The sequence below is a fragment of the Oceanobacillus sp. Castelsardo genome (assembly GCF_001659985.1).
GTDB lineage: Bacteria > Bacillota > Bacilli > Bacillales > Amphibacillaceae > Oceanobacillus.
Map to the genome: position 1 here is coordinate 73,396 of NZ_LYCS01000013.1, position 12,904 is coordinate 86,299.

12 protein-coding genes are annotated in these 12,904 nt (G+C 35.4%); all 12 read right to left on the minus strand.

The genetic code is table 11. From position 1 onward, the window contains the following. Positions 1-427: 427 nt before the first annotated feature. The 12 genes from A9178_RS16790 to A9178_RS19735 all read right to left on the minus strand — a co-directional run bounded on the left by A9178_RS16790 (position 428) and on the right by A9178_RS19735 (position 12,142). Positions 428-1,072: a hypothetical protein gene (locus A9178_RS16790; protein ID WP_068677348.1), complete on the minus strand. Its 645-nt coding sequence runs from the start codon at positions 1,070-1,072 to the stop codon at positions 428-430. Between the two features lie 234 nt (positions 1,073-1,306). Continuing rightward, the gene (locus A9178_RS16795) at positions 1,307-1,678 is read right to left on the minus strand and encodes an iron chaperone (RefSeq protein ID WP_068677350.1); all 372 of its coding nucleotides are present in this window, start codon (positions 1,676-1,678) and stop codon (positions 1,307-1,309) included. Between the two features lie 159 nt (positions 1,679-1,837). Further along, complete coding sequence (locus A9178_RS16800) at positions 1,838-2,122, minus strand: hypothetical protein (protein WP_082918253.1); 285 nt, start codon at positions 2,120-2,122, stop codon at positions 1,838-1,840. 88 nt (positions 2,123-2,210) lie between these two features. After that, the gene (locus A9178_RS16805; RefSeq protein WP_231889878.1) at positions 2,211-2,639 is read right to left on the minus strand and encodes a YrvL family regulatory protein; all 429 of its coding nucleotides are present in this window, start codon (positions 2,637-2,639) and stop codon (positions 2,211-2,213) included. 89 nt (positions 2,640-2,728) lie between these two features. Then, positions 2,729-3,406, minus strand: coding sequence for a DUF3885 domain-containing protein (locus A9178_RS16810; protein ID WP_068677356.1), 678 nt, complete (start codon positions 3,404-3,406; stop codon positions 2,729-2,731). A gap of 61 nt (positions 3,407-3,467) precedes the next feature. Continuing rightward, a complete protein-coding gene (nadX, locus tag A9178_RS16815; RefSeq protein ID WP_068677358.1) occupies positions 3,468-4,247 on the minus strand; it encodes an aspartate dehydrogenase in 780 nt (259 codons plus the stop codon). A 76-nt stretch (positions 4,248-4,323) separates the two neighbouring features. Continuing rightward, a complete protein-coding gene (locus A9178_RS16820; RefSeq protein ID WP_068677360.1) occupies positions 4,324-6,597 on the minus strand; it encodes an ATP-binding cassette domain-containing protein in 2,274 nt (757 codons plus the stop codon). Positions 6,598-7,595: 998 nt separating this feature from the next. Then, positions 7,596-8,576: a tRNA dihydrouridine synthase gene (locus tag A9178_RS16825; RefSeq protein ID WP_068677362.1), complete on the minus strand. Its 981-nt coding sequence runs from the start codon at positions 8,574-8,576 to the stop codon at positions 7,596-7,598. A gap of 329 nt (positions 8,577-8,905) precedes the next feature. Beyond that, a complete protein-coding gene (locus A9178_RS16830; protein ID WP_068677364.1) occupies positions 8,906-10,174 on the minus strand; it encodes a DUF3298 domain-containing protein in 1,269 nt (422 codons plus the stop codon). Between the two features lie 650 nt (positions 10,175-10,824). Then, positions 10,825-11,688, minus strand: a complete 864-nt coding sequence (locus A9178_RS16835) for a methyl-accepting chemotaxis protein (RefSeq protein ID WP_068677366.1) — start codon at positions 11,686-11,688, stop codon at positions 10,825-10,827. A 120-nt stretch (positions 11,689-11,808) separates the two neighbouring features. After that, complete coding sequence (locus A9178_RS19730) at positions 11,809-11,988, minus strand: EAL domain-containing protein (protein ID WP_068677368.1); 180 nt, start codon at positions 11,986-11,988, stop codon at positions 11,809-11,811. A gap of 1 nt (position 11,989) precedes the next feature. Beyond that, on the minus strand, positions 11,990-12,142 hold the full coding sequence (locus A9178_RS19735; RefSeq protein ID WP_082918255.1) for an EAL domain-containing protein: 153 nt from the start codon (positions 12,140-12,142) through the stop codon (positions 11,990-11,992). Positions 12,143-12,904 lie beyond the last annotated feature (762 nt).

Sequence of the window (12,904 nt, forward strand, 5' to 3'; positions counted from 1 at the left end):
AATAGAAACATATATCAACAAATTTCGCAATACATACATGTTTATACTATCCTTTTATGCTCCGCAAGCAATTGGGATATTCCTGTTTTATTGTTACCCCGCCTTTAATTTAATCTATGAATTTACATTCAAAGGCAATTTCCTTCTACCATATAAGATAGCATAATTAGATGTTTATTTGAACGGAATTTTTAGGTAAAAAAACTTTAGATTTTCCCTTATCCACAAATTTCTTCTCTTCGTTATATTTTACTAGTCTTATTCTAATTTTAGCACAAAAAGTGATTATCCTTATCGAATAATCGCATCAAATGGTGAAATAATTATCTACCACAGTTATTAGTGTTTGCTTACATTTTTTTGTGATAAAGTATGCAATTGTGACGGAAAGAATGCCAATGAATAATATTAATTCTGATTTAACTATTTATAATTCTTTACCCCACTCATCATCTAAAATTTCGCCATTCTCAGTGATATATTCGATAATAACCGAACCATGTTGCAATTTATCTTCGCTTTTTAAGAAAGATATGAATTCATCAAGTAGTTTTTCGTCCCCGACACTCCTTTTTCGGGGAACAGAAATACGGATTGTAGGAGTAACATCAAAGTCTTTATAACTTCCTGGATTAATAGGATCAATATCCAATTCCTGTCCAATTTTTTCATTGATAAAGAATACAAAGAAATCGGTTTTACCACCAAAATTCTCTTTTACAAAAGGACGTATTTCAGCTTCTAAATCATCCTCCCATTTTTCGGTAACATATGTATCAACCATTTGCTTTGTTTTATCATCATAATAAACTAAAAATTGTATACTCGTATTCTTATCCCTGACCTTAGCGGCATATTCAAATTCAAAGTTCCCCATATTATCATATAAAGTATCATATATCTCAAAATTATCATTAAATTTATCTTCTAAATACTGTTCTGCCTGAAGCTTTATCTTTTCTTCTTCATCTTTATCGGGCTTCATTTCGAATAGAAAGGCAACAACAAGTAGTCCAAATCCTAACAAGATGACACCCAAAACACCTAGTATGATCTTTAGATATTTATTCAAACCATGCCCTCCTTTATTTAAGGTAAACGTAAACTCGACATTTAAATACTAACATAGTATTCCAATGATATTATGGGATTTTGAAAAAGAAAAGACGATCATTATGAGATCGCCTTCATTTATGCAATGCTAGTGATAGTGACATAGTAAAGTAGGGTTAAGAGAAAAAAATCATTCACGTTTACCAACTCCTTTAAGCCTCTTAAGCCCTACATGCCAGGCTATCTTATTTTTCTATTTCCGCCAAAAAGTAGGGCAGTTTGCCTTGTCCCAAATATTAAACTCAATCATTTTCTCAAGCAGTGAGTATTCAACTGGGCTATTCCAAGGGATACGAATCAACTCCTTTGTATAGTCATACCCAGCCTTCACAATATCATCTTCTACATGAGCTATCGTTACACTTTCAGGGGCGACAGCTAAATGCTTTTTAGATACACTAAAGCCAATAATAAATGTACCGTGGTCCGTAAACATTGGCTGATTCCATTTAATTTCTGTTTTTAAATTTGGGTATTTATTTTTTATCCAAGTTAACACTTCTTCCGTTCTTTCTCGATGTAAAGGATCATCAATCGCCACTAAAAACTCAGCAAAAACTTCCATGTTGTTCCCTCCTAAAATTATGAGTCGTTCTCTTACATTTCCCCTAACACTTTTTTAAATTTTTCAAAGTCGATACCTTGTTTTTCTACCTATTTTACGGTTAGTTACTACTATATTACATCATAAATGCACACAGAATAGAAGAGCATGCTTAGAAAATCACTGTATATCAAAACATGAAAATATAATTCCAATAACTAATGCCGATAAAATAAAAGTAGGGATAGATAGGATTATCTTATTTTTTAATAAAATGTTATCAAACCGTTTAAATAACTTAATTAGCATAAATAATAAATAGCCAAGAATAGGTAGAAATACGATGCTTGCCATTACATCAACTTTTGTAAATGGTGGATTAAGGTTACTATCATAAAAATAATTCGCTATTATAATCAAGCCAAATAATATTAATTCATAAAAAAGAAACTTAAAATAGTGCAAGTTAGATTGCTCCTTCATTACCTATTTTGGTGTTCTAACGCTATAACACACCGAAAACTTTATTTCTTTTAAAGCGCCGTATTGTAAATCAATCAATATTGTCATCTTTATCCTTTTCATCATCGAAAACAATTTCGAACAAGGTAAGGAATAACGCAATCATAATCTCCGTTTTCAAAGAAAGTGTAATACTATTCATCAACTCATCCACAGTGAACAGAACTAGCCAGTTAGATAAGCCTTCAATAATAATTCGGATAAGAGACACTTTTATTTTTCCTGTAAGGTTTCGCACGGACAACTTGTAAATTACTTTGGCAAACAATTCGACAATAATGCCTATAATAAGGATACCGATAACAAAAATAACCAATGACCAGATAGATTCATAATGAACCCCGAGCACTTTAAAAACCCCTGCCAGTCCAAAGAAATAAATTCCAAATACAAAGCCCACCACGAAGATAATAAGAAGTGCTATTCCTACTATTGTTGCTATCTTTTCCTTTCTCTTCATATCACGAAATGAATTGTTTTTATGTTCTGGAATAAGCCCTCAACTCCTTCTTTTTGAATTTCGAAGAACACAATAACTAATCTTAAAATTCACTTAAAACGTTGATCTATTTCTTCACGATAATATTCATCAACCCAATCAATATATTGCCTATATATAGGGCGTATCGTTTCAATGTCACTAGAGATAACTTCACATCCTCTATCATCATAAATGTAAAAAATGACATTTTTCGTTACATTAATAAAAAATACATCCGGTTCATATAGGCCATAAGGATTATGTAATTTTGGTTTTAATGAAGGGAAATCCTGGTTACAAATTGCTTTTATTAGTAAAGGATACCGAATATCTTGTTTCCGACATTCTAAAGAAAATTGGGAGGTGCACTTTTCCTCAGCATATTCCTCATCATCGAACATATAAGGAAGGGTTTCTTGCTTTAAACGCAAACGAACGTCTTTGTTTTTTATGTAATGACGATAGACCTTGATTTTCCTCCTACTTCTTCTTACATAATTCTTGTTATGATAGATATTCGTTACCAAAAGAATTTTATCTTCGGCTGAGAAAATTTCATTAAAAAGTGAGATGGCCTGATCATAGACTGTATAAAAATAATCAAGATTTAGCTCATCTGTCTCATCTTTCAATTGATACATCTCTCTGGCTAAATCGAAATGAATACTTTTATTCCATTGATGATAAAGACTGGGCTTTAATACAAGTCCAGGCAAGGTAGTACTTATATATTCTTTTACATCCATTCCTTTATTGTCTCCGATCTATTACAATCTGTTTAGCTTAGTTTAATTATTACACCCTAAATTAGCCACCGATTCTTAGTTCCCCATTAATTCTTTTTAATGTCCCTAGAATACTCATAGCGGCTAAATAGCTCGTCCTCGGATTTTGCGGAAGTGGATTATTCGTAATAGAAAATGTCGCTTCCCCAAATTCTCCTGTTACGTCCACTTGATGTACATTCTTTTCAATATGTGGATCAGCCACGAGGCATACGCTCGTTTTCTCCATCCCTATCCCTGCTAAGGACAGGACAATGGAGACATTCATATTTTTTGGAAATTGCTTAATCGCATCAATCGCTTTACCCTTAAATACAACCTTTGCTTCATCGATGGCTTCTTCTATTAGCGAGCTGGCAGGTTTCCGTGTTGTCAGCGAAACGTCTTCAACCGTTCCAAGGGCGTGTGCATTTTGCAATAAATCCAATCCACCGATTGCACCAGACGGCAGGTGAACCGCATGCTTGCATTCCTTAACAAGATTACTTATTTCCGTTAACAGGACTTCATCTGCCAGTGCACCAATACTGATTAACACTACATCCTTCTTCTTAATTACAGATGGTAGCAAGGTTTTCACTGCATTTATATTCGCTGCTTCCACTACAATATCGATTTCTGAATCAAGAAACGCTTCAAGGTCAGTGAATAATTTCACGCCAAAGTTCGACTCCAACAACCGATATTTTTCCTTATTCCGTACCAAAATACTTTTAACTAGTAAATGTTCAGATTGATTATGATTGATTTCTTCCAACAGAAAATTAGCAATGGCTCCTGCACCAATTAAACCGATATTCATAGTTAGCCTCCTTTATTATTCTAGAATCCTCCACTTCGATAAGGTGGGGGGCTAGTTCAATTAACAAATCCACATTTTAAGTAAAATAATCCTTTACCCCATCTTTTAACCATTTCGCTGTCAATGTTTTTGAATGTAACATCTTTTCCGGTGTACCTTCAAATATAATATGTCCGCCTTGCTTGCCTCCCCCTGGACCCAATTCTATTACCCAGTCACTCGCTGTTATAAAGTCAAGATTGTGTTCGATTATGATAACTGAATTACCTTTATTTACAAGAGTTTGAAATATACTTAAAAGTTTCTCATTATCTTTTGTATGCAACCCTAGGGATGGCTCGTCTAATAAGTAGATTTGTCCTTCTTTTTGTAAGTGGCTTGCAAGTTTTAGGCGTTGACTTTCTCCCCCACTTAAAGAACTTGTCGTCTGCCCTAAAGTGAGATAGCCTAATCCTACATCCTTTAACGTATTCACTCTTTTTATGATCCTCGGCATTTTAAAATAGTTGACAGCCTCGTCTATAGTTAAATCTAAAATCTCTACTATATTTTTATCTTGATGTCGATATAGTAGTGCTTCATCTGAATATCTCGTACCGCCACAAGCTTCACAGGGAACAGTCACCGGATCCGCAAATGCTACTTCTGGCGTTATAATTCCTTTCCCTTTACAAATAGGACATGCTCCTAGGGAATTAAAGCTGAACAAACCCGCTGGTTGTCCTGTGCTTCCCGCAAATATGGTGCGAATATCATCCATTATTCCCATATATGTGGCCAATGTCGAACGGTTAGAAATTCCTATGCTGCCTTGCCCTACCATTATGGTTTCTGGATACCTTCCTATGAATGCTTCCATCATTAACGTGCTTTTACCTGAACCGGATACTCCACAAATGGAGACTAAGACATTTTTAGGAATAGTTACACTTATATTTTTTAAGTTATGGTTACTTGCATTTTTTACAGCAAAGTAACCTTTTATGTCCCTTGTTTTTTTATTTATTTTTAGCTTATGGTTAAGCGTTGTTACAGAGTTTTTTAGCCCTTCTAATTTTCCTTGATAGACAACTTCTCCCCCATTCACACCCGCTCCCGGTCCCATCTCTATTATTTCATCCGCTACTTTTATTACCGATAGATCGTGTTCGATGACAATTACAGTATTATGTTGGGATTTTAAGCCTTTCAGCATCTGTATTAACATATTCACTTCTTCTGGATGAAGCCCTGCACTTGGTTCATCGAAAATGTAGGTGATATTGTTTAGACTGCTTCCTAAATGACGAGCGATTTTCACCCTCTGAGCTTCACCACCAGACAATGTGTCCATTTTTCTTGATAGACTCAAATAACCTAATCCCATTTCAACCAGTTGTTTAATAGGTGGAAGTGATTGTCGTGCTATTGATTCTCCCGTAGAATCTTTTATTTTTTTCAGTTCTTCTAGTAATCCAGTAAGCTCTAATTGATCGTATTCTGCAATATTTAAGCCATTTATTCTACATTCTAATACCTTTGGGTTTAAGCCTGAACCTTGGCAAGTTGGGCATAAAAATCGCGTTGAAACTGCTAAGACATCATCTTGGGATACTTCTTTTAACTTGGAGATATCTCTATTGATGTAAAGGCGCGTAAATCTGGGAAATAGCCCGTCCCACTCATGATCTTGAGGCCCGTTTTTTGTGTGAAATGGCGCATATACTTTTTCACCTTCCCGCGGACCATACAATAACAGATGGCGTTTTTCTTCGGTGTAGTCCTTTATCGGTTGATCTGGATCAAATAATCCGCCAGTTATCATCCATCTTCCTTGCCATCCTGAAGGCGACAATGGCTTAAATTTTACAGCATATTCCCGAAGTGACTTATCGAAATCAATCATCTTATTTAGATCCGGCGCAATTACTTCCCCAAATCCGTTACATTCCGTACATCTACCAAAGGAACTCTGTCGCGAAAAATCGTTGGCAGAACCTATTGGCGGATTTCCTATTCGTGAGAACAAAAGTCTAATTAATGGATTAATATCCATATAGGTGCCGACTGTTGAACGGGAATTACCACCTATAGGTCTTTGCTCAACTACGACAACCGGGCTTAAATTTTTCATAAGATTGGCATGAGGTCTTTCGTACCTTGGCATTTGATTTCTAACATAGAGAGGATAGTTCAAAGTCATTTGTCTTCTACTTTCTGTTGCCAATGTATCAAAAACAACGGAACTCTTTCCCGAGCCCGAAAGACCAGTAAATACGGTGATTTTTTCTTTTGGTATGTTTAAATCAACATTCTTTAAATTATTTTCTTTTAATCCTCTCAAAATAATCTCATCTATTATTTCTGACATTTTGTTACCCCTTCTGATTCTTTTTATACCTTAAAAGCCTAAAGCTTGATTCAATTAGTGGCTTGAATAAAGTCTTGCATTCTCCCTTTGCCTTTTCAAATTACTTGTCCCATTTTACAAAACTCTCTTAATATACAAATAATAGAGTTTAGTGAAATAATCAAGCGAAAAACCAGATAGTATAGGATTTCTCTGTTTTTTAACTACTCGCAATCATCGTCATCTAGTTTCGAGCGGTGTGGGATGCTGGTGGGATCGGATACTTTGCGGTAAAGCTGAAGTTTATTGCTCGAGGATTATAATAGAATAAGTAATCGTAATAAGTTTTACCCAAGACAAGCAAAAATCAACCAAGGAAGAAGCTATCTCGGTTGACTTGACAGGAAATGCGGTAGGAGTCTACCGTGACTGGCCTTATCTCGGTTGACTTGACGGAAAATGCGGTAGGAGTCTACCGTGACAGACCTTATCTCGGTCGACTTGACTGGAAATGCGGTAGGAGTCTACCGTGACTGGCCTTATCTCGGTTGACTTGACGGAAAATGCGGTAGGAGTCTACCGTGACTGGCCCTATCTCGGTTGACTTGAGGGAAAATGCAGCAGGAGTCTACCGTGACTGGCCTTGTCTCGGTTGACTTGACTAAAATGCAGCAGGAGTCTACCGTGATAAAGGAAATCCTGACAGACCTCAAGAGAAAACAGTGTAATTATCAAGAAATCCACCCAAAATATCTGTAATAGTTAAATAACTGTACATTCTTATACAATCGTCAAAAAAGACCCGGAAATCGAAAATGTTTATTTTCGCGAAAACCGGGTTTGTTCCATTGCTATAAGTCACAGGATTCATAATGCCAAAATCCCCGAATGATTTAAGTTCTTCTCTCCTACTAATATTTCACGCTATTTTTCTCTTCATCAGAGGTTAAATATTTTAAAAATAATAATCTCCTATTTACGTACGTAAACTCTAACTTATTGGAGGCACCTAAACCTAACTATTCCTCCGTCCCCTCAACATTCTTTTCCCAATAGTTATCGAGCATTGCCCGTACTTCATCTGTTGATTCCGTAGTCATCAATTGATTTCTTAATTCACTTGCCCCTCGAAATCCTTTGACATATATTTTAAAAAAGCGACGAAGAGGTCTAAATGGACGTGGCTCTAATTTCGAATACTTGTCAAAGAGATCCAGCTGTAACCTTAATAGTTCAAGCAATTCCTTACTACTATGCTCTTTCGGCTCTTTTTCAAAGGCAAATGGATTTTTAAACACACCACGTCCAATCATAACCCCATCCACACCGTACTCTTGGGCGAGCTTCAATCCGGTTTGACGGTCGGGAATATCTCCATTAATCGTCAATAGTGTATCTGGTGCCACCTCATCGCGAAGTTTCTTAATCTCCGGAATCAATTCCCAATGAGCATCCACGTTACTCATTTCCTTTTTTGTACGTAGATGAATAGAAAGATTAACGATATCTTGTTTCAATACGTGTGTTAACCAATCGCGCCATTCATCTACATTCGTGTAACCGAGCCTAGTCTTCACACTTACCGGCAATCCACCTGCTTTTGCTGCTTGAATTAGATCTGCTGCAACTTCAGGACGACGAATGAGGCCGCATCCCTTCCCTTTCGGCGCCACATTAGGTGCAGGACAACCCATATTGATATCTATACCTTTAAATCCCTGTTTAGCCATACCAATACTCATTTGCCTAAAGTATTCGGGCTTATCTCCCCATATATGAGCCACAATTGGTTGTTCATCTTCTGTAAAAGTTAAACGCCCACGCACACTCTGCATTCCCTCTGGGTGACAATAACTCTCCGTGTTTGTAAACTCTGTAAAAAATACATCAGGTCTAGCTGCTTCACTAATTACATGGCGGAAAATAACATTCGTCACATCCTCCATAGGTGCTAGTACAAAAAATGGCTTAGGTAAATTATGCCAAAAGTTATCTGTCATATATAAACTCAAATCCTCTCATTATGGGACATCAGGTCAAATTCTTGCTGCAAAATTAAAAAGCAAAAATGTCCCTACTTCTTTTTCACTTATATCATGCTTAACCACTTTTTATCAAACTATAGTAAATTTTGCTCATTAGACATTTTATTATTAAAAATTAAAAAGTGCAAAGGTGATTGAGTAAGAGGAAGTAATTTGTGATTGGGGGAAATGGTTATTTTAGTTAGAAATAAAGGTGATCACTGAATGAGCTATTAAAAATCTATTATTAGGCATAAAGAAAAAGACTGAATCACACTACTGGATTCAGTCCAAAACATCGATACCTATTTAAATTTTACAGTTTCTAAAATCGTAACCCGATCATCCTGGGCCATTTTCGCATATTGATTACCTGTTTCTAAATAGGGCTCTTCGTATAACGGAAGGGGCATCTCGCCAATCATTCCATAAGCGAGTGATACGCCATTTCCTTCTGCAACAAAGTCTTGAAAGCCCTCTCCCTGCTTATAGAAAGCTTTAGCTTCTTGTTCGGACACACCTTCAAGTACATCAATAAAAAATACGTCTCCTATGTACTTTCCGTCTTCTACCATGCTGACCGCAAGCACTTTCGATGGTTCTACTGGTGCAAAATGATATTCCGTTATGGATGTTTCATGTACAAGATAACTATCTTTCCATGATTCAGGAAATGTTAAAGAAAAGCCATAATCCTCATCCGTATACTGTAAGGTTGATGCAGGTTCTACAGAATCACCAAACTCATATGTTACCGTTCCAGCTTTTTGATAATCATCTTCTGCTGTTCTCATATAACTTTCCACTTCATCCCATGTTAGTTCAATACCAACAATTCCCTCTGCATTGGGCATAATACTGGGATATTGCTTATAAAAGGTAATCGAATCATCTGTTAGTGTAAAGGATGAATAATACTTTTCATCGGGCGTAGTTTCTTTTTCTACAGCATCTTTATAACGCTCGGTTACAGGTTCATCCCGATACTGAGCAAACCTCTCGTCATTAATGAGTTTTTGAGCTAGCAAATCAGCTATTACCTCTAAAGACGTAGAATGTTCTTCTAAGACATCATCTAACGTAATCAGACGTTCATTCTTCAAATCAAAATTTATTGTGTAACTTAAAGGAAACCCTCCACCATGATAGAATCGACCATCAAAGTAAATAGAAACAATATTTTCAGTAATTATCGGCTCAGCAAAAGTTATATTATAAGAGTAAGAATCTGTAAATCCATCCTGACGATAACTTTCCGCTTGTTCCTGTTGTCCTTTAAAATCCTCTTCATTTCGAACAGAGATAATTTCATCTAAAGGGGCAAACCCGAATTTTGGATACTCAATCGTAATATCATGACTCTCTTTCAAATCTTCTAATACAATAGTTTCATAGTTTTTTAATTTGCTAACTAAATCTTCCTCTACCTCTTCCTCATTTTCAACCTTGATTTCCTCTTCGGCTTCAACTTTATTTTCATCCACTTCTGCATTAGTTGGTGTTTCATTACTATTGCAACCACTTATTAGAAGCAAAATAAAAGCAAGTGATAAAATAGGTGCTAAAAACTTCATGCTGTTTCCTCCAGTATATTTTCGATTACATCCTTTTCTATAATTTATAGCTTAGGCTATACAACATACATTTAACTCTTTACAGGACTAAATCACCACTTGATCTAGACTAGGTATATTTTACCACAAAATTACTATTAGGTAAGAATGGAAAATAATGGGGGAAAGTTCTTTGTAGCATGTTTTAACTTTTAAATCTAGAAAACAAACGCTGTATTACAAAATATTTATAGTCACCGACCCCGTTCAACTTGAGGCCATTTAATTTATATTGATTTGTTTTTGAAAAAGCATAAAGAAATCCCGGGCTCTTATTGATTGTAACCCGAGAAACTATTGGATCAGACACCGAAGTCGGTAATGTTTATTTTAACTACGGATCGTTTGTTTTATTAGACACAGTAGAGTAAAGAGATATAGAGATAAGAAGATTTCAGTAAAATTTTATGAAACGTTATTTATTCTGTTTCTGCAAATTGCTTAATCTGTTCCCCTATTTCATCATGAACACGCTGAAATACTTTCCATATTTCTCCTTACGTAACAAAGGCTTTGCCTGGATCATCGAAGCCTCAATGTTTTCATTTTACGTGTATCATATCAATTATTTCATCGTCTTTCTCGTAGTATGTGGATTGACTATCAAGCTATCAAATAATATTCGATAGTTCCTCTGCTGTTTTTGTAATATGTTCATAGGCATCTTTAAGTTCATCAATTGAATCTGAATTTTTAGTTATATTTTCAGTAACTTGCTTTACCATTTCTGCCATAACCGTTACTGAATTCAAAATGTGATTTAATTGGCTTGAAATATCTTCAGCTGCATTTTTACTTGTATCTGCCATCTTCCTAACTTCACTAGCAACAACAGAAAAACCACGTCCATAGTCTCCTGCCCTAGCTGCTTCAATACTTGCATTTAAACCGAGTAAGTTCGATTGGGCTGCTATGTCCTTTACAACAGAAGCCATAGATTGAATCTTTTCTACATTTTCTTTTACAACCTTAGATTCACCTACTAGTTTTTTCATGTCGTCCACGGACTTCTGTGAGCCGTTGTGGACTTCATTTGTACTTGCTGTCATTTCCTGAACTAAAGCAATAAATTCATCTGAACTGTTTTTTAAGAAAGTTTCTCGAGTGGTTATATCCGTCGCAATCTTAATTACACCTTCGATATGTCCTTCTTCATTTACCACTGGAGTGTACGTTGCATCCAACCACAATATACTTCCATCTTTATTAACCCGTTCTACTTTATCATGAAAAGCCTTATTATTACGTAGGTTACTCCAAAAAATATCATAGTTACGGCTATTAGCAAACTCAGATAAACATAATTGTTTATGATTCATATTTTTTAATTCTTCAACTTTATATCCAATAACTTGTACGAAATTATTATTAGCCCATAAAATCTTTCCATGCGAATCAAATAAAATCATTGCAAGTGATCGCTCAATGGCGGCAAACATTCCTTCTTGGCTTAAAACATGTTGTTTTGTCGTCATAAGTGTGACCTCTTTTCCTTTTATATAATCGTTTTCGTTTTTTTTATTATTCAATTATCTAATTATAAATTTACGCCTGTCTTAATCTCATTACTTCCAAAAAGCTGGAATAAGGTACTTTCATGCAAGTACTAGGTCTCGACGTTCTTGATATATTTTTTTAATTTCATCAGCTTCTACAGGTTTACTAAAGTAATAACCTTGCCCCTCATTACAATCCTGTGATTTAAGGTATAACAGTTGTTGAACTTCACTTTCAATTCCCTCTGCAAGCACTTTAAATTTAAGGCTTTTCCTCATGTTAATAATGGTGTTTTACAATAACTTCGTCTTCCATGTCTAAATCATGAATAAACGACTTATCAATTTTCATGGTATTGACGGGAAATTCTTTTAAATAGCTTAAAGAGGAGTATCCAATTCCAAAATCATCAATGGAAATATGTTCCGAGATTTCTTAGCTCACGTAAGGTTTTTCTGCACTACCCAATTGAAGGATTGTACCCTCTGTAATCTCTAATTCTAAGTGTATAGGATGTAGATATGTCTCCTTTAGAAACAGAGGAACCAAGAGATTATCGGAGTATTATAATGGAAAAATACAGGAATAGCAAGAAATAGAGCAATAATTTATTTATGAAAAAGATATTGAATTGTATTGGTTTGGACATAAAAAATCCCGGGTTGTTGATGAAAGAAACCCGGGAAATTATTGGATTCAACTCTGAAATCGGAAATGTTTATTTTAATTCGGGAATGTTAATTTTAACTAGACAACTTCCTGTACAACCATAATAAACATCTCCGAAAACCCCACCCCTCCAACCCGCATTCCACCGTTTCAGTTAAAATAAAGTTTTGCTACGGAACCCCCATTTTCACACTTTTTTGGTTCAAAAATGACCGTTTTTCGGGCCTTTTTCGGCTGTTTTTTCATGGTTTTTTCGGAGTTATAATAGAGTTTTGCTAAATAATGGACAGAAGAATTGGAGAGAAAAGAGACCAAGAAGAAAGATAAAAATAGTGGATGGATATTGATTTTTTATGGAAGTTATATTGAGTTAGACATTGGATAAACCCAGTAATATCAATGGGTTAGGAACATAACTGTATTAAAAAGATATTGAAAAAGTAATGAAAAAACTCGGGCTCCTGTTGAGGAAAACCCGAGAAATTATTGGACTTGTAATTGAAAAAGCTCCTGTTGAGGAAAACC